Origin of the sequence: uncultured Chryseobacterium sp., from assembly GCF_913776365.1 — a bacterium.
In the GTDB taxonomy this organism is placed as follows: Bacteria; Bacteroidota; Bacteroidia; order Flavobacteriales; family Weeksellaceae; genus Chryseobacterium.
The window spans coordinates 1-19,992 of record NZ_CAJYMO010000136.1; the positions used below are offsets into that span (position 1 = coordinate 1).

The following is a 19,992-nucleotide window of genomic DNA, read 5'->3' on the forward strand; positions in this document are numbered from 1 at the left end:
TTTTCTTAAAAGTAATCTGCTTATCCAAAAGCTCTTCTGCGCCTGACTGACTTCCTTTCGTTTTTCAGTGGGGCAAAGATAGAGACTTGCTTCTTCCCACGCAAGTTTATGTAACAAAAAGTTAACACAAAATCCCGATTGTGGGTAAATCAAGGGCCTAGGTCACTGGCAGAACAGCCGTTACCCTGGAATTGGAGTTTTCCACAGGGATGCAGGTCAAAGGGAAAACGGAGGCGGAAAGCAGAAAAAAGGCCCGGAAAGAGGGGAAGACAGGGTTAAAAATCCAGATAATACAGATGGAAAGACTGGGGAATCCGGTTATTTTAATAAGAATGGGAAACGGAAATACAAAAAGCGTGCAAAAATGTACCGTTTAAAAGTTCATGGGTTAGCAAAGCGGACAATCTAATTTTACATAACGGGCATTATTGTTCTGAAGAGATTCGCAGGGATGGTTCTAAACCTTCAAGGTTTTCAAAACCTTGAAGGTTTGTTGGCTGGAGACAAAGCAGTAGGAGATTTGAAAGGATTTTTCTTGTCTTGTCTTGTCTTGTCTTGTCTTGTCTTGTCTTGTCTTGTCTTGTCTTGTCTTGTCTTGTCTTGTCTTGTCTTATTTGGTTATTTGTTATAATATGATTTGGTGGACAGGATTCGTACGGATGGTGCGCGCCGGGATGATTCAATCCCTTCAGGGTTGATGGATGGGTGGGTGTTTATGACCCCGGGCTCCGCCCGGGGCTATGGGTATTCAGCCCCTTCGGGGCTGGATGTCGTAAAAGATAGAATGCTGATATAATAAATTGCACGAATGATTCGTGCGCTGAAATTCTATTTAGCCCCACCGGATTGCTTGCCAGTGGTGTCTCCAGTCTCAGCTTCAACCGGCGCTATGGTGATTAGGCACATTCGGGGCTGGAGGGAAAAAGGAGGTGAACGGTATGGGATGCTGCAGATGGTATAGGATGGAAGAATAGCCGGTGAATGGCTTCTAAACCTTCAGGGTTTTGAAAACCCTGAAGGTTTGTTGACTGTTGTATGGTAAGGATGACCGGATCAGGATGTGTCTAATGCAATATGGAATCAAGGAATTGAATGAGGGTATCATATAGTATATATACCTATACTCTATTTTGAGACATGGTATGATGCTTATACCTATATATAAGATGAAATTACAGAATAGCTTCTTTTATCTCTATCTCAATTATCGTCATTACATATCCTTTATAACTAGCAAGCAGCAGGCTTTTTTTAAAAAGGAAGAGAAGGCTGATGAATTTTACAACAATTTACAAAAAGTCTGTCCAAGATATTCCGGGTGAACTTTAGACAAAAGACCGTACTCCCCGCCCTTGCCTAGCCACGATAGAAGCGGTTACCCCACAGCAGGCAGTGGACAAGCGGCGGAGACAGATGGGTTTGGTGCTGGAAAGGTTTGCAGAAGCCCGGCGCGAGGAGTATGAGCGGATAGCGTGAAAAAGCTCTTGAAAAAAATAGGAGTGAAAAAGCAGGAAGGTGAAGGGTTGGAAAGCGGAAGGTAATTGTAAGCCTCATCCTATACATATAAAATATCAATGCAGATGATGGAATAATAAGGAGAGAAGATCATTATTATTGTAAACCGGAGACCGGCGTGACCAGGAGATAGAACAGACTACCGGTAAATGATTTTTTTACACAAAAAACTCCCACAGGTTACGGGCAGACAAATTTTCCGGAAATCTGTATTGCCGCTATCACCTGCGGGAGCTATGTTCTGTACATGTATTCTTAGCTTAATACATAGGAAGTGCCGTCTCTTCCATCTTTCAATTCGATGCCTTCTGCAAGCAGCTTATCACGGATCTGGTCTGAGAGTTCAAAGTTTTTGGCTTTTCTGGCCTGGTTCCTGAGTTCAATGAGGACTTTCAGGGTCTGATCCAGCTTTTCGTTGTTGTTTTCTTCGATGGTCTGCAAGCCCAAGACATCGAAGATCAGTGCATGAAGCGTTGATTTCAGCTCTTCCAGGTCTTTTGCAGAGATGGTTTCTTTGCCGTCATTCAGCGCAAAGATATATTTTACGACTTCAAACAGATGGGCAATGAGCACCGGGGAATTAAAATCATCACTAAGCGCTTCATAAGCTTTGGTTTTCCAGTCCTCGAAGCTGAAACCCGACGGCTTTTTATCATCCGGAGTAATGGTATCCAGCACTTTTACAGCTTCCATCAACCGCATGAAACCTTTTTCACTGGCTATCATGGCATCATTGGAAATGTCCAGCACGCTTCTGTAATGGGCCTGCAGAAAACAGAACCGTACAATCGACGGGTGGAAAGGTTTTTCGAAGAAATCATTTTCTCCGGTTACGAGCTGCATCGGCAGGATATAGTTTCCGGTAGACTTGCTCATCCGCTGGGAGTTCATGGTCAGCATGTTGGCATGCATCCAGTAATTTACCGGCGAGGCATCATTACAAGCCTTTCCCTGTGCAATTTCACATTCGTGGTGCGGGAACTTCAGGTCCATCCCTCCACCGTGAATATCGAAGGTTTCACCCAGGTATTTCGTACTCATGGCGGTACATTCAAGGTGCCATCCAGGGAAACCTTCCCCCCAAGGCGAGTTCCATCTCATGATATGTGCAGGCGAAGCTTTTTTCCAAAGGGCAAAATCCTGCGGATTTTTCTTTTCCCCCTGGCCGTCGAGATCGCGGGTATTGGCAAAAAGTTCTTCAATATTTCTTTTGGAGAGTTCCCCGTAGTTCAGGCCTCTCCTGTTGTATTCCAGCACATCAAAGTAAACCGAGCCGTTACTTTCATAGGCAAATCCTCTTTCGATCAGCTTCTGGGTAAGTTCGATCTGTTCTACGATATGGCCGGTTGCGGTAGGCTCGATATTCGGTGGCAGCAGGTTGAACATTTCCAGCACCTTATGGAAATCCACCGTATATTTCTGCACGATTTCCATCGGTTCCAGCTTTTCGAGGCGCGTCTGCTTTACAAAGCGGTCGTTGTTCACATCTCCGTCATCGGTAAGGTGGCCGGCATCGGTAATATTCCTGACATAGCGCACTTTATAGCCGAGGTGGCTAAGGCTTCTGTAAATAAAGTCGAAGGAAAGGAAAGTCCTTACGTTTCCCAAATGGACATTGCTGTACACCGTAGGTCCGCAGACATACATTCCAACGTTTCCTTCCAGAATCGGTTTAAATATTTCTTTTTCGCCCGTAAGCGAGTTGTATATTTTTAATTGCATGGTTTTATGAGTGATAGTGATGATTGATACATGATTTTTTCAAATTAATTCAATACAAACCTTTCACAACAGATAATGGTTGTAATAAAAATTTTACTTGAAATGTTTTTAAATTTTATCATCGCTTATATTTCTGGTAATCACTGCCTATTAACAGCCTCTATTCAAGTGAGCCTATTATATAAAGCTGTCTCAATATACGAATTCTTACCGTATCTGAATAATCCGATATTCTTCATAACTGACGGATCACTTTATTTCTTTAGTCCAGTTTCGCATGGCTGCCTACGTAATGCAGGAATTCCTGCCGGGTAATCGGGTTGGTCCTGAAAATCCCGCTCAGTTCCGCAGTGATGGTAGAACTGGCCGTGTCTTTTATTCCGCGGCAGTTGACACAAAGGTGCTTGGCATCGATGATACAGGCCACATCCTTGGTCCCCAGCGCTTCTTTGAGTGCATCCACGATCTGCATGGTGAGCCTTTCCTGTACCTGCGGACGTTTGGCATAATAATCCACAATCCTGTTGATTTTGGACAGTCCGATTACTTCACCATTGGAAATGTAAGCTACATGGGCCCGTCCGATAATCGGCAGGAAGTGGTGCTCACAGAACGAATAGACGGTGATGTCTTTTTCCACCAGCATCTGGCGGTATTTGTATTTATTGGAGAAGGTAGAAATGCCCGGCTTGTTTTCCGGCAGCAGCCCGCCGAAGATCTCATTTACATACATCTTGGCCACTCTTCTCGGAGAGTCTTTCAGTGAATCATCCGTCATATCCATCCCCAGGGTTTGCATGATTTCTGCAAAAAGCTCCGTAATTTTTTCTATCTTTTCTTCTGGCGATTTATCAAAAGCATCTTCTCGTATAGGCGTATGTTCTTTTCCTGTGAAAATATCATCGTCGTTATCGGTAAAATCAACCATTTTTATTTAATTTGCGACAAAAATACGGATAAAATCTGTTCGTCATATTTAATTCGGATGAAAAACATTATCTTTCATCTTTACTATCATTTTATGCTATGATTATTGCTGAAGCGGTACAAAACAAAACCCAGAAAAAGGAATTTTTAGAATTTCCGGCAAGACTTTACCGACACGACAAGAATTACATCAGACCTTTGGACAAAGACATTGAAGAAGTCTTTGATCCCGCTAAAAACAAGTTTTTCAAAAACGGCGAATGTACCCGCTTTCTCTTTAAAGATAAAAATGAGAAAACCATAGGAAAAGTGGCCGTGTTTATCAACCGGCTGTATGTACAGAAGCAACCTACCGGGGGCATTGGCTTTTTCGATTGTATTGATGACCAGACGACAGCAGATTTTATTTTTGACCACTGCAAAAGCTGGCTTCAGGAAAGAGGAATAGAAGCCATGGACGGACCGATTAATTTCGGGGAACGCGACAAATTCTGGGGCCTGCTTACAGACGGGTTCATCGAACCGCTCTACGGGATGAACTATAATTTTCCCTATTATAAAAGCCTGCTGGAAAATTACGGATTTAGGGTTTATTTTGAACAACTGTGCTTTTCGCGGCCGATTTTTGCCGAGGTTTCCCGGGTCTTCACGCTGATGCATACCAAACACCGGCGCAATCCTGCGATCTCCGCCCAACCGATGAAGAAAAACAACCTGAAAAAATTTGCGTCGGATTTTACGGAAATTTATAACAAGGCCTGGGCTTCCCATGGCGAGGGCAAACAGCTTACAGAATCCAAAGTTCTGAAAATGTTCGGTACGATGAAACCGATTCTGAACGAGCATATCTCATGGTTTGTGTACGAAAATGAGAAGCCGATTGCGATGTGGATGAATCTTCCGGACCTGAACCAATGGTTCAAATACCTCAACGGGAAATTCGGAATCTGGGAAAAGCTGAAGTTTCTTTGGGTGAAAAAATTTACAAAAAACGAAAAGATGGTCGGCCTGGTTTTTGGTGTGGTACCGGAGTGGCAAAAAAAGGGAATTGAAGGCTACATGATCTGGGAAGGCACGCAACACCTGAGAAAACATACGGATTTCAAGGTGACCGAACTGCAGTGGATCGGTGATTTCAATCCTAAAATGATCAGAATCGCCGAAAACCTGGACACTACGGTAACCCGGAAGCTTGCGACGTACCGGTATCTGTTTGACCGCAATCAATCCTTTGAAAGACATCCCGAATTATAATTAAAAAACCATGGGTTCACTGATTTTCTTTTTTCTCTTCTGTTTATTCCTGATCCTGCTGATTCCCGGGATCGTTTTCCTGATTGCCTATATCGCTGCCCGAAGCCGCAAAAAGAAGCAGCAGGCCCTTCTGGAAGAAACCGGTGTTCCGGAATATTATGCTTTTGTGCGGTACAATACCGGAAATGCCCAACATGAATTTTTCAAAATCAAAGCTTTCCAGGGAAGCGGGATGATTTATGTGGAAGGGAGAACAATCCGTTTTGCAGATACGCTGCATCAACATCCCCATACCTTTGATCTGGATGAATGTTCCATCGAGTGGGTGGATGTGAATATCGTCAACGGGCTGTTGAAATGGTTTTCTATTGAAGACAGGCAGGCCAAATACTTTTTCAATATTGAAAGCGGAATGTTTATTTTCAATACCGATGCATCAAAGCCTACAACGAGAAGTGTTTTTGAGAGGCTGGTACAGTATCAGAATCAAAACTAGTGATATTGGAGTATGCTATTGTTTAGCCCAGAATCGACACAGGAAATCGAAGCGTAAAGAAAATCATCATTTTCTCCGTTAAGAAATTCCCACTGTCCGAAGCGCGATACCAATGCTGAACTAAAGCCCAATTGCCAATTCGCGCAAGTTTTGGGAATTTCAGGGGAAACTGATGATTTTTAGCGGAGAGATCCAAGTCTTGAATTTTTGTTTCTTTTGCTTCAAGGCAAAAGAAAAAAATCAGCCATAGCTACAATGCTGCAATCTGCTGCATCGCTAAAATCGCTCTGGAAAATCGGATTGAAAAGACCATCGTATTCTATATATAGAAAAAACCCTGCTCGTGGCAGGGCCTGTAAATTAAATACTATTGTATGGGATTAAAATAGCGCTCCGGCGACTTTCTTGATGTTGTCACTTTTACCCATGGAATAAAAATGCAGGACAGGAACCTGAAAATCCAACAGTTCTTTACATTGGTTGATGGCCCATTCAATACCAATCTGCTTTACCGCCTCATTGTTCTTCGCTTTTTCCACTTCGTTGATGAGCTCTTCCGGAAGGTCAATTTTAAAAATTTGCGGCAGTATTTTCAGGTGTTTCTTGGTGGCAATGGGTTTTATTCCGGGGATAATGGGTACGGTGATTCCCATTTCTCGGGCTTTCTGAACAAATTCCTTGTATTTTTTATTGTCGAAAAACATCTGGGTTACAATATAATCTGCTCCGGCGTCTACTTTCTGCTTCAGCCATTTAAGGTCATAGTTCATAGACGGGGCTTCCATATGTTTTTCGGGATAGCCAGCCACTCCGATGCAGAATTTATTGTGTTCCTCACATTCTTTTTCCTCATTGTGCAGGTATTTCCCGCGGCCCAGGTTGTTGATCTGGTGGACGAGGTCCATAGCACTGGCATGGCCGCCGGCAGTAGGTTCAAAATACTGGTGTCCTTTCATGGCATCGCCTCTCAGGGCCATGACATTATCAATACCCAGATACATACAGTCGACCAGCAGGTATTCGGTTTCTTCTTTGGTAAAGCCTCCGCACAGCAGGTGCGGCACGGTATCGACTCCATATTTATGCTGAATGGCGGCGCAGATCCCCAGCGTTCCGGGGCGCATCCTGGTAATCCGGCGTTCCATCAGTCCATTGCCTTTATCGATATAAATATATTCTTCCCGGGAAGTCGTTACGTCGATGAAAGGAGGCTTGAATTCCATGAGCGGATCAATATTCCGGTAGAGGTCTTCGATCCCGATTCCTTTCTGCGGCGGAACTACCTCAAGCGAGAACAATGGTTTTCCGTTTGCTTTTTTTATGTGGTCTGTGATTTTCATTGTAAATGATGTGCGAAATGCAGCAACCTTTTAATTTTGTTTAGTTTTAATTTGATTTGAGTACAGGAAAAACTTTCTTTTCTCCACAATATTCTGTTTTGTCTTGCAGCCTAATCCGCCAGGTTCGGTGACAGCCATTTTCTTGCTTCCTGAAGGGAAATTCCTTTCCTTGCGGAATAGTCTTTCAGCTGGTCTTCCGCGATTTTCCCCAATCCGAAATATTTGGCGTGCGGGCTTCCGAAATAATATCCCGAGACTGAAGCCGTAGGGAACATGGCCAGGCTTTCCGTTAAGTAGACACCAATTTTTTCCTCTACTCCTAAAAGATCCCAGATGGCGTGTTTTTCCAGGTGATCCGGGCAGGCCGGATATCCAGGAGCCGGCCGGATTCCTTTGTATTTTTCGGCTATGAGCTCTTCATTGCTCAGGTTTTCCTGGTTGGCATAGCCCCAATATTCGGTCCTCACTTTTTTGTGGAGAAATTCAGCATAAGCTTCTGCAAAACGGTCGGCCAGCGCTTTTACCATGATGGCATTGTAATCGTCATGGGCTTTTTCATATTCTTCCGCCAGCTCATCGGTACCAAAACCGGTAGTTACACAGAACGCTCCCATATAATCGGTCTTCCCGGAAGTCTGAGGCGCAATAAAATCGCTCAGAGCCAGATAATCTTTTCCTTTGGAACGCTGGGCCTGCTGCCGGAGGGTAATGAACTTTACGTGCTGTTCTCCGTGTTCATCAAAGATCAGAATATCATCCGTATCGGTAGCATTTGCCCTGAAAATACCGAAAATGGCTTTTGCCGTCAATAGCTTTTCATCCAGAATCCGTTTCAGGATCACCTGTGCATCCCTGAAAAGTTCTTTTGCCTGAGCCCCCACCACTTCATCCTCCAGGATATCCGGATATTTGCCATGCAGGTCCCAGCTCCTGAAGAACGGAGACCAGTCGATAAACGGCAGCAGCTCTTTAAGGTCCTGGCTTTCCACCACGGTTATCCCCAATTGGTTCGGACTAAAGATTTCTTCATTTTCCCAATCGATTTTATATTTATTCTTGCGGGCTTCTCCGATGGGAACATAGTCTTTATCGACCTGCCGGTTCAGGAATTTTTCGCGGAAATCCGAATAATCGTTTTTCAGGTCTTCAACGTATTCTTTATTACGATCCCCCAACAATGAACTCACTACGTTTACGGCACGTGAGGCATCATTTACATGGACGACTGCGTTTTTATATTTAAGATCGATCTTTACAGCCGTATGGGCTTTTGAAGTCGTGGCTCCCCCGATCAGCAGCGGGAAATTCAGGTTCTGTCTTTCCAGTTCGGAAGCAATATAAACCATTTCATCCAGGCTAGGGGTAATCAGCCCGCTGAGTCCGATAACGTCAACCTGGTGTTCAATAGCCGCCTGGATGATTTTTTCAGCAGGAACCATTACCCCGAGGTCTACAATCTCATAGTTGTTACAGCCCAGCACCACGCTTACGATATTTTTTCCGATGTCGTGGACATCTCCTTTTACGGTAGCCATGAGGATTTTTCCATTGGCCGGACGGGTTCCGTCCTTTTCTGCTTCAATGAACGGCTGAAGATAGGCAACGGCTTTCTTCATGACCCGTGCCGATTTTACCACCTGCGGCAGAAACATCTTACCGCTTCCGAAGAGATCCCCGACAACGCCCATTCCGGTCATCAGGTTAACTTCAATCACATGCAGCGGCTTTTCTGCCTGCTGACGGGCTTCTTCCACATCTTCTTCAATAAAGCGGTCGATTCCCTTTACCAGAGAATGGGTAATCCTTTCCTGCAAAGATTTGGTTCGCCATTCAAGTTCTTCAACTTTTTCCTTCTTGACGGATTTATGCTTTTCAGAATACTCCAGCAGCCTTTCGGTAGCATCTTCCCTTTTATCTAGGATTACATCCTCTACCAGTTCCAGAAGCTCTTTGTTGATTTCATCGTACACTTCAAGCATGGCCGGATTTACGATCCCCATATTCATTCCCGCCTGAATCGCATGATACAGAAATACCGAGTGCATGGCCTCCCTTACCGTATCATTTCCCCGGAAGGAAAAGGAAACATTGCTTACCCCGCCGCTTACTGATGCATAGGGTAAATTCTGGCGAACCCAGCGTGTTGCCTCAATGAAATCGATGGCATTCCTGCGGTGTTCATCCATTCCTGTTGCTACAGGAAATATATTCAAATCGAAAATGATATCTTCTGCCGGGAAATTGAGCCGGTTTACCAAAATATCATAAGAACGTTTTGAGATTTCGATTCTTCTTTCGTAAGTATCCGCCTGCCCGACTTCATCGAAAGCCATAACAATTACAGCAGCTCCGTACCGCTTGATGGCTTTGGCCTGTTTAATAAATTCTTCCTCACCTCCTTTCAGGCTGATGGAGTTAACCACGCATTTTCCCTGTGCTACCTGCAATCCGGCTTCGAGGATTTCCCATTTCGAGGAATCGATCATGAGCGGAATCCTTGAAATATCGGGCTCGGAAGCAATTAAATTCAAAAACCTGATCATGGAGGCTTTCCCGTCGATCAGTCCGTCATCAAAATTAACGTCCAGGATCTGGGCTCCTCCTTCCACCTGGTGACGCGCAATATCCAGTGCCTCACCGAATTTTTCTTCTTTTATTAATCGTAAAAATTTTTTTGACCCGGCAACATTGGTTCTTTCCCCAACGTTGATAAAATTACTTTCCGGTGTAATAATCAAAGGCTCCAGCCCCGATAATCTTAGATATTTCATCAATTTTTTATTCTTCTAAAATATAGTATGCGTTATTCGCATTCTGCTTCAGCAAGTTCACATGCTTGCCCAGAGCAGTCGTTATGGGAAATCTTTTGTATGCAAGACCATGTTCTTTTGAAAAAGCTTCGATTTCCTCCGTAATCTCATTATAATACAGATAACTGTAATTCGGGAAAAGATGATGGGCGACGTGGAAATTGAAATTCCCCAGGACATTCCTGATCAACCAGTTGTTATTGGTGAGATCATTGGTGACTTCCAGCTGATGGCGGATCCAGCTGAATGGCAGACCGTTCTTTTCATCCAGTTTCGGAAAAGCATTATCCGGCAGCGGATGCAGCGGCAGCAATACAAACAGTGCAAAAATGCTGGCTACAATAACCTGCAGGAACCATGCTCCCACCGCCAGCCCTACAGATACTTTAAAGAACAGTACCGGAATCCCGATCTGGTAGAAAAAGTAAAAAAGCTTAAAGGCAACCATTTTTATTTTCTCTTTTACCGGAATGGCACCCTGGGTCTTCAGGATGACACGGTCTTTATCGAAGAAATCCCTGAAATCCCTGATGAACATCCAGTTGAACAGATATAACGGATACACCAGGAAAAAAAACCGGTGCTGATGCTTCTGTATTCCCTTTGCTTTAATCCAGGGAACGATCAATAGCAGTCCGCTCTGCTCTATGTCAGTATCCCAACCGTCAACATTAGGGTAAGCATGATGACTCGCAATATGCCTCTTTTTCCAGATATAGGAATTGGCGCCCACAAAATCAAAGATCTGCAGAACCGCCATATTCAGCTTTTTATTTTTAAAAATATTGTTATGGGCAGCTTCATGGATCAGGTTCAGGTAGATCAGCACCAATGAAATCCCCATCAGCATGAAACTCAGGATATAAATCCAGGTGTTTTCTGCACTGATGAGTGCAAAAGCATACAGCCCGAAATAGAGCAAAGGCAAAATAATGGCTTTGAGCTGAATATACAGGTCCCTGTTTTCAGGAATGGCTTCTACACGTCGGTTCACTCTTTTTCTTAATTCATTAAATAGTTTCGCATCATCTGAATCTTTTAAATAAATAGGCTTTTCCATAGAAATTTGTTTGATGTATGTAGGGTTGATTGATTATTTAACCGTTCACTTCATCAAACAAAAATCATACAAACGTCTTTACTTTTCTAGGGCTGTAATTTTTCACCAGTTCAGCTATGGCGCGGATGTGCTCCGGTGTCGTACCACAGCATCCGCCGATAATATTGATCAGACCTTTTTCGGCATATTCACGGATCTGTTCGGCCATAAATTCCGGTGATTCATCGTATTGCCCGAAAGCATTCGGCAGGCCGGCATTCGGATAAGCGGAAACATGGAATTCCGAATTGTGGGCCAGCGTTTCCAGGTAAGGAGTCAGCTGACTGGCTCCCAGGGCGCAATTAAAACCTACGCTCAGCAGATTCAGGTGCGAAACCGAGATGAGAAAAGCCTCCGCGGTCTGCCCGCTCAGCGTTCTTCCTGAGGCATCGGTGATGGTTCCTGAAACCATAATCGGGATCCGGAGTCCTCTTTCGTCCTGAAGTTCGTCGATCGCAAAAAGTGCGGCCTTGGCATTTAAAGTATCGAAAATTGTTTCTACTAGCAGGATATCAGAACCACCGTCCAGCAAAGCTTCACACTGCTGTTTATAGGCAACCCGCAATTCTTCGAAAGTAATGGCCCTGTAGCCGGGATCATTCACATCCGGGCTCAGGCTTGCCGTCCTGTTGGTGGGACCAATGGAGCCGGCAACAAATCTCGGTTTGTCAGGATTTTTAGCGGTATATTCATCACAGGCTTTTCTAGCGATTTTTGCCGATTCATAGTTTAAATCATACACCAGGTCTTCCATGTGGTAGTCTGCCATCGCAATCGTAGTTCCCGAAAAGGTATTGGTTTCGATAATATCGGCTCCGGCTTCCAGGTATTTCTTATGCACTTCTTCAATGGCATGGGGTTGGGTAAGGGACAACAGATCATTGTTTCCCTTTACCGGGTATTCCCAGTTTTTGAAACGCTCGCCGCGGTAGTCTTCTTCTTCAAATTTGTACCGTTGAAGCATGGTGCCCATGGCTCCGTCCAGAATTAAAATTCTTTCCGATAAAGCTTTATATAGTTGTTCTGAGTTTTTCATTCCTTTAATTTTTGCCCTGAAAGGGCTGTATCATTAGCATTGGGTAAAGCCCAATGTTTAATTATTCATCTGTCATTCTTAAGCCCTGAAAGGGCGAGATCATTAATCCCACACATATTCTTCATTATATTCCATCCTGTATTTATTTAAAAAAGCCCTGTATTCCTCCTGGAAACTTTTTACTTTGTGATGCTCTTCCTGTCTCTGAATATAATCTGTAACAATGTCAATTTCCGTAGGGTTCACTGAAAATACGCCATAACCGCTTTGCCAATAGAAAGAAGAGAATTTCACATCTTTGGTTTTCATCCATTTGGATGAAGAAGACTTTAATTCTTCCAATAATTTAATCAAAGTAATTTTCTTTGATAACAAACATAAAATATGAATATGGTCCTTATAGCCCCCAACCTGGATCGGATTGCATTCCAAATTTTTACATATGCCGCCTAAGTAGTTAAACAGTTCCTCCTTAATATCATCAGAAATAAGAGGTTTTCTGTTTTTTGTACTGAATACGATATGGATATAAATTTTATTCAGAGATTGTGGCATGTTCTAATTTTTATTTTATACCTACGGCTACACCATAGGCTGGTGATTTCACCTTTTCAGGGCTTTGCTTCTTTACATTTTATTTTATACCTACGGTTATTCCGCAGGCTGTTGATTCCGCCCTTTCAGGGCTGGTTATTGAATTAATCCAGTGCCTGTTTCAGATCCGCAATGATATCGTCCACGTGCTCCAGGCCTACGGAGCAGCGGACCAGGCCTGCTGTAATTCCCACCTCGTTCCGTTCCTCATCCGTCAGTTTGGAATGGGTAGTTGAGGCAGGATGCGTTACGATGGTCCGGGTATCTCCCAGATTGGCAGAAAGCGAGCACATTTTAATCTGATTCAAGAAATTCCTCCCGCCTTCAATGCCGCCTTTGATTTCGAAGGCCACAATATTTCCACCCAGTCTCATCTGTTTTTTGGCAATTTCATAGCTCGGATGAGATTTCAGGAACGGATATTTCACCAATTCCACCTTCGGATGGCTCTCTAAAAACTCAGCTACCTTCAGGGCATTTTCGCAATGTTTTTCCACCCGTACGGCAAGGGTTTCAAGACTTTTGGAAAGCACCCAGGCATTGAAAGGAGACATCGCCGGTCCTGTATTCCTTGCGAAGAGATAGATTTCCCGGATCAGGTCTTCCCTGCCGACTGCTACGCCGCCCAGCACCCTGCCCTGCCCATCAATCAGTTTCGTTGCGGAATGCACTACGATATCGGCACCGTATTTTACCGGCTGCTGCAGATAGGGGGTTGCAAAGCAATTATCCACAATGAAGATGAGGTTGTGCTTCTTCGCGATCTGTCCGAAAAACTCCAGGTCCAGTACCTCGATTGCCGGATTGGTAGGTGTTTCCAGGTAGAGTATCTTTGTATTGGGCCGGATATGCTGCTCCACGTTTCCGGCATCTTCCGCCTTGAAATACGTGGTTTCAATATTCCATTTCGGAAAATATTTGGTAAACAGCGTATGGGTAGACCCGAATACCGACTGGCAGCTCACCACGTGATCGCCGGCATTCAGCAGGGTGGCGAAGGTGGAATAAATAGCAGCCATTCCCGTAGCAAAAGCATATCCGGCCTCAGCGCCTTCCATTTTCGTAATTTTTTCAGTGAATTCCGTAACGTTCGGATTGGAAAACCGGCTGTACAGGTTTTTTGTTTTTTCTTCCGCAAAGCTGGCCCGCATATCTTCCGCATCTTCAAATACGAAACTCGAAGTCAGGAAAAGCGGCGTCGAATGCTCATCAAACTGAGTTCTCTCCGTCTGAGTTCTTATGGCAAGGGTTTCAAAATTTTCCATATTCTATTTAAATTTACCAATGCAGCAGTGACCAATTTATCAATGTATCAATATAGCAGTGTACCAATGTTTTAATGCCTCAGTGTATTGATGATCCAATGAGGAGTATATTTAATTTACACTGAGCCCATATCATATACTTCCCCGTTTGCAGATTGCTATATTGTTCTATTGATATATTATTACATTGTTAGATTGTTATATTATTATATTGTATATTAATTATTTCGTTTCACTCAGTCTTAATATATCGCCGAATACGCCTCTGGCCGTCACTTTCGCCCCGGCTCCGGCACCCATGATGACGATCGGGTTTTCACCGTAGCTTTCAGTGTAAATTTCGAAGATAGAATCTGAGCCTTTCAATTGCCCTAAAGCAGATCCTGCAGGGACCGAGATCAGGTTTACATCCAGTTCGCCCTTGTCTTTCTGCAAATCTCCGTGAAGGTCCCCGACATATCTCAGCACATGACCGGGTTCCTGATTCTCTTTAAGCTCCTGATATTGACCATCCAGTTCTTCCAGCCTCGACAGGAATTCCGCTCTGGAGACGGAAAGCAGCGGATCCGGAACGAGGTTCTGTATTCTGATATCTTTAAATTCATTGATGAGATCCAGTTCCCGGGCGAGGATAAGGAGTTTCCTGGCCACGTCATTTCCGGAGAGGTCTTCCCTGGGATCAGGTTCGGTATACCCTTTTTCCAGTGCTTCGTTGATAATGACCGAGAATTTATCATCCCGTAAGGAAAAATTGTTGAAAACATAGCTCAGCGTTCCCGAAAACACGCCTTTGATCCGGGTAATATTTTCCCCTGAAAGATGGAGGAGCTTGATGGTATCAATCAGCGGCAAACCTGCTCCGACATTGGTTTCATAAAGGTACCGGCGGTTGTTTTTGTTCAACGTATATCTTAGTTTACGGTATTCTTCAATGGGCAGCGTATTAAATATCTTGTTGGAAGACACCAGGTCAAAGCCGTTTTCGGCCAGTGTATGGTAATTTTTAACGAACTCTGTGCTGGCGGTGTTGTCCACTACAATCAGGTTTTCCAGCTGATTTGCTTTCGAGAAATGAATCAGTGCCTCCACATGGGACGGGTGTTCTGCTGCTTCCACCTCATCCTTCCAGCTGTTTCCGAACCCTTTTTTATTGAAAGCTATTTTCCTTGAATTGGCAACAGCAACTACTTTCAGGTCCACTTTCTTCCTTCTCTTGATCTCTTCAGAAGAGGCAAGCACCTGCTCAATCAGGGTTTTTCCAACGTTTCCGTGACCGATGATTGCCAGATGTACTGTTTTCGGTTTTTTTGATATTTCGGATTCGATGATGTTTTTCGCTTTTTCGTCCTGGGATGACGTTACTACGATGTTCACCCTTTTTTCGGCTGCATTCTGGTTAAGCAACAACGGAAATACATTGTTCCTTGCCAGTTCCGAAAGGATTTTATTAAAATCATCAGTAACAAAACCCAGTACCGAAACATTATTGATGCTGTAGATCTGGGACACTTTCCCGGATTTCCGTTCAGTTTCAAATTCATCGATCAGGCAGTTCACGGCTTTCTCAGAGTCTTTTTCCTGTACCAGAATGGAAAGCCCGTTCTCAATGGCCTGCTGGGAAATAACACCCACACTGATGCGCGCCAGCGTAAGGGCTTTAAAAATACGGCCGTCTATCCCTATTTCACCCAGGAAATCTTCGCCTTCAAATTTGATGATAGACCGGTGCTTTAAAAATTTTATTTCGTGTATATTGTTTTTTGTATTCATTGTTTTACGTATTTAATCTGATATTTTAGCAAGGTGAAATTCTGCAGCATTTCTTCTTCTATAAAATATTCCTGATGATGGTATTTAATTGTTCGTATTCCATTAAAAAAGCATCATGGCCATGAACAGACCTGATCTCGTGGTAGAAGACATCAGCTTTTTCTTCTGCCAGTCTTTCATAGCACATCCGGATTTCCGGAGCCGGAAAAAAAAGATCCGTATCCACTGAGACCAGATGTATTTCTGCTTTGATACAGTTCAGGGTCTTTTCGCCGGTATTGATGTTCATCAGAAGATGGTTCATGAGCCGGTAAGCCTGTACGGCAAACCTTTCATTCAGGGCATTTCCATGGTACACAAGCCAGTCTTCGGATTCCAGCCGCCCTTTTTCATTATTGTACCGGTTCCGGAACCTTTGGTTAAGGGATTCGGGAGTTCTGTAGCAAAGCATGGCATGGATGCGTGCTTTCTGCAGCGGCTGATCGTGTTGTTGCAATAAAAATTTCTGGACAAGGCACTGTGCATGGAGCCAGTCGTGTGTTCTGTAATCACAGGCAATGGGAATGAAAATGCTGGCAAGTTCCGGGGCCCGGGACAGCATTTCCCAGCCGATCCCTCCGCCCAGCGATCCTCCGATCAGGGCATGAACCTTCCCGATGCTGAGGCATTCCAGGCCTTTCAGGAAAATGGAGGCCATATCTGCCGGGGTAAAGTCTTCGTATTGTTCCCACAGGAGCCCGTCATACCCGTTTCCGGGAATATTGAAGCACAGAACGGTATATTTCCGGGTATCGATGGTTTTACCATCACCGATCAGCTGTTGCCACCATCCTTTTTCACCGGCTACATCTGAATTTCCGGTTAAGGCATGGTTCACCAAGACAACGGGGGCAGAAAAAAGAGCTTTCCCGAACAACTGATAGCTTAACGGGATGCTGTATTCCTTACCGGAACGGGTGGTATACGAAAAATGGATATGTTTAAGTTCTGTCTTCAATTCTATTGTATTAATATCATTGAAAATGCCACAGGAAATGGCTGAAAAGAACTTCAGTAGGTTATCTGTCCAAAATAATTCTGGTAGAACGTAGCACCTTCATTGCATGCGCAAAGGGTTGCTAAGGTTTCATCGGGTCTAATCCCTCAACCTTTCTTGATAACATTTTCAATATGTAAATGAACGAATGGTGCAAAGATAGAATTTTTATTTTATTTTTTCATAAAAATTTAATTTAATATACAATGCCCCTTCTGCAGATGGTTTGGCCTGATATATTAATGATATTTCAGAGACATGAAGTTGGAACTTTTTAACAAAAAAACTAACTTCGTAATGAAAAGTGACCAATATGATTGCCGAAAGACAAAGATTACAAGATACAGACTGGAAAAACTGGGGCCCTTATGTGAGCAACAGACAATGGGGAAATGTACGGGAAGATTACAGCCCCAACGGCGATGCCTGGAATTTTGCCAACCATAATAATGCGGAAAGCTATGCATACCGCTGGGGTGAAGAAGGGATTGCCGGAATTTCCGATGCCAAGCAGCTCTTCTGCTTTGCCCTCTCGTTCTGGAACAAGAAAGATAAGATCGTAAAAGAGCGGTTTTTCGGGCTCAGCAATCCCCAGGGCAACCACGGAGAAGATATCAAGGAGATTTTCTACTATCTGGATAACACCCCTACGCACAGCTATATGAAGATGCTGTACAAATACCCGATCAATGAATTTCCTTATGACGACATCCGCGCCGAAAACGCCAGGCGCAGCAAGAAACAGCCGGAATACGAAATATTCGATACCGGAATTTTCGACAATGACGAATATTTTGATATTTTCACTGAATATGCCAAAGCCGATTATAATGATTTCCTGGTCCGGATTACCGTCTGCAACCGGAGCAATGCTGATGCTCCCATTGTCATCGCTCCCACCGTATGGTTCAGAAACAACTGGGCATGGGGATACAATACCTATCAGGGACAGACCCATGCGTCCCATGAAGGCTGCATCAACATCAGCCATGACAGCGTTGCCATCAAAAAATTCTATTCCAGAAACAGGAATGCGGAAAGTGCATTCTGCGACAATGAGACCAACAATCCCAAACTGCACGGCACCCCATATCCGGGGAATACATATTTTAAAGACGGAATCAACGACTATATCATTTATGGCAGCAATACCGTAAATCCTGAAAAAAGAGGCAGCAAAGCTTCTTTTATCATCGATGAAATGATTCCGGCCGGAAGTTCCAGGACATTTGATTTCAGGCTGTCGCCGCAGGAGTCTGATGATCCGTTTCAGCAGTTCGATGAAATTCTCGGAAAAAGGATTGAAGAAGCCAATGAATTTTACCATGAGATTCAGCACGATGTGCCGGATGAAGACGAGAAAAACGTGCAGCGGCAGGCATTTGCCGGATTATTGTGGAACAAGCAGTTTTACCATTATAACGTTGGAAAGTGGCTGAAAGGAGACCCGAACTATGAAGCACCCCGTGATTTTGGTCATTATGTAAGGAATACGGAATGGAACCATCTTCATAACAAAGACATCATTTCCATGCCTGACAAATGGGAATATCCATGGTATGCTACCTGGGATCTTGCCTTTCATTGCGTTCCGTTTGCCCTTATTGATGCTGAATTTGCCAAGGGCCAATTGCTTCTCCTGACAAAGGAGTGGTATATGCACCCGAACGGCCAGCTTCCTGCCTATGAGTGGAACCTGAGCGACGTAAATCCGCCGGTACATGCCTGGTCCTGCTTCCGGGTCTTTAAAATTGATGAAAAACAGAGCGGCAAGCCGGATCTGCTGTTCCTGGAAAAAGTTTTCCAGAAACTGCTTCTTAATTTCACATGGTGGGTCAACCGCAAGGATAAGAACGGCAAAAATATCTTCGGCGGCGGATTTCTGGGGCTGGATAATATCGGGGCCTTCGACCGGAATATGGTCCTGAAAGACGGCCAGCACCTTGAACAGGCCGACGGTACCAGCTGGATGGCCATGTATGCCCTGAACATGATGAGGATTGCCATGGAACTCGCCCAGTATTATCAGGTATATGAAGACATGGCGATTAAATTCTTCGAACACTACCTTTATATTGCTGAAGCCATGGAAAACCTCGGTGACGGTACCAAGGGCCTCTGGAATGAAGAAGACGGGTTTTTCTATGATGTCCTTCAACTTGGAGACGGCGACAGCGTATCCTTAAAGCTGCGCAGCATCGTGGGGCTGATTCCGATGTTTGCCGTGGAAATCATCGATCACCACCTGCTGGATAAAATGCCCAATTTTGTAGAAAGAATGGATTGGGTCCTGAAGAACAAGCCTGAACTCACCAAACTGGTTTCCCACTGGGAAGAAGAAGGCCAGGGCAGGAAACACCTGATGAGTATCCTGCGGAAGACCCGGCTGACGAAAGTATTGAACCGGATGCTGGATGAAAAGGAATTCCTGAGTGATTACGGAATCCGTGCCATGTCTAAAGTATATGAAGAAAACCCTTTTGTATTTTCGGTACACGGAACCCAGAACGTAGTATATTATACACCCGCAGAAAGCGACAGCCGGATGTTCGGAGGAAACAGCAACTGGAGAGGGCCGATCTGGTTCCCGATTAATTTCCTGATTGTGGAAAGCCTGCAGCGTTTTCATTTTTATTATGGCAACAGCCTTAAGGTGGAATTACCCACCGGAAGCGGCGACCTGAAAAACCTGGACGATGTTGCCCAGAATATCAGCAACCGCCTCTGCTCTATCTTCCTGAAAGACGAGGTGGGACAAAGACCGTTCAACGGAGGAAATGCCAAATTCAATTATGATGAGAACTTTAAAGATTATATTACTTTCTTTGAATATTTCCATGGGGATAATGGCCGGGGCGTAGGCGCCTCCCATCAAACCGGATGGACGGCAACGGTAGCCAAGCTGCTGAAGCCCAGATTACCCTTATAAAATGTAATTATAACTACAAAAGCCTTCCTTTACCGGAAGGCTTTTTATATTGCGGTATATATTAATCATATCCATCATTAAACAATAAATCATAGCCTAAATCCACCCCAGATAACGATTATACACCCCATCCTGCAATCCATACTAAATTTATCAATAAATATAATCAATAAGTGTATTTTCCCTATTAAATACCTAT

General features: G+C 44.1%; 11 protein-coding genes, 1 pseudogene and 1 riboswitch. Of the genes and pseudogenes, 3 read left to right on the forward strand and 9 right to left on the reverse strand.

Features of this window, described 5'->3' with window-relative positions; genetic code table 11:
- Window positions 1–1,770: 1,770 nt before the first annotated feature.
- Both cysS and folE read right to left on the reverse strand, forming a co-directional pair.
- Window positions 1,771–3,237, reverse strand: a complete 1,467-nt coding sequence (gene cysS, locus QZ735_RS06725) for a cysteine--tRNA ligase (RefSeq protein ID WP_294245946.1) — start codon at window positions 3,235–3,237, stop codon at window positions 1,771–1,773.
- A gap of 262 nt (window positions 3,238–3,499) precedes the next feature.
- Window positions 3,500–4,165, reverse strand: a complete 666-nt coding sequence (gene folE / locus QZ735_RS06730) for a GTP cyclohydrolase I FolE (protein WP_294245947.1) — start codon at window positions 4,163–4,165, stop codon at window positions 3,500–3,502.
- Between the two features lie 98 nt (window positions 4,166–4,263).
- Between folE and QZ735_RS06735 the strand changes: the two genes are divergently transcribed.
- Complete coding sequence (locus QZ735_RS06735) at window positions 4,264–5,418, forward strand: hypothetical protein (RefSeq protein ID WP_294245948.1); 1,155 nt, start codon at window positions 4,264–4,266, stop codon at window positions 5,416–5,418.
- A gap of 10 nt (window positions 5,419–5,428) precedes the next feature.
- Window positions 5,429–5,914 (forward strand): hypothetical protein, encoded by a 486-nt coding sequence (locus QZ735_RS06740; RefSeq protein ID WP_294245950.1) that lies wholly within the window; start codon window positions 5,429–5,431, stop codon window positions 5,912–5,914.
- A 380-nt stretch (window positions 5,915–6,294) separates the two neighbouring features.
- Here QZ735_RS06740 and metF read toward each other — a convergent pair whose 3' ends face one another.
- From metF to QZ735_RS06775, 7 genes and pseudogenes are all read right to left on the reverse strand, one after another.
- Complete coding sequence (gene metF, locus QZ735_RS06745; protein WP_294245952.1) at window positions 6,295–7,254, reverse strand: methylenetetrahydrofolate reductase [NAD(P)H]; 960 nt, start codon at window positions 7,252–7,254, stop codon at window positions 6,295–6,297.
- A 110-nt stretch (window positions 7,255–7,364) separates the two neighbouring features.
- A complete protein-coding gene (metH, locus tag QZ735_RS06750; RefSeq protein ID WP_294245954.1) occupies window positions 7,365–10,025 on the reverse strand; it encodes a methionine synthase in 2,661 nt (886 codons plus the stop codon).
- 7 nt (window positions 10,026–10,032) lie between these two features.
- Window positions 10,033–11,124: a fatty acid desaturase gene (locus QZ735_RS06755; protein WP_294245957.1), complete on the reverse strand. Its 1,092-nt coding sequence runs from the start codon at window positions 11,122–11,124 to the stop codon at window positions 10,033–10,035.
- A 64-nt stretch (window positions 11,125–11,188) separates the two neighbouring features.
- Window positions 11,189–12,199 carry a homocysteine S-methyltransferase family protein gene (locus QZ735_RS06760; RefSeq protein ID WP_294245960.1) on the reverse strand — a complete coding sequence of 337 codons (1,011 nt, stop codon included), beginning with the start codon at window positions 12,197–12,199 and terminating at the stop codon, window positions 11,189–11,191.
- 102 nt (window positions 12,200–12,301) lie between these two features.
- Window positions 12,302–12,754 (reverse strand): IS200/IS605 family transposase, encoded by a 453-nt coding sequence (tnpA, locus tag QZ735_RS06765; RefSeq protein WP_294245963.1) that lies wholly within the window; start codon window positions 12,752–12,754, stop codon window positions 12,302–12,304.
- Window positions 12,755–12,897: 143 nt separating this feature from the next.
- Entirely contained in the window at window positions 12,898–14,058 is a 1,161-nt protein-coding gene (locus QZ735_RS06770) for an O-succinylhomoserine sulfhydrylase (RefSeq protein ID WP_294245968.1), read from the reverse strand.
- A gap of 222 nt (window positions 14,059–14,280) precedes the next feature.
- Window positions 14,281–16,825: pseudogene (locus QZ735_RS06775) on the reverse strand (alpha/beta fold hydrolase).
- A gap of 58 nt (window positions 16,826–16,883) precedes the next feature.
- Window positions 16,884–16,991, reverse strand: a riboswitch (SAM riboswitch).
- Window positions 16,992–17,177: 186 nt separating this feature from the next.
- Here QZ735_RS06775 and QZ735_RS06780 point away from each other — a divergent pair.
- Entirely contained in the window at window positions 17,178–19,793 is a 2,616-nt protein-coding gene (locus QZ735_RS06780) for a glucosidase (RefSeq protein ID WP_294245970.1), read from the forward strand.
- Window positions 19,794–19,992: the final 199 nt, after the last annotated feature.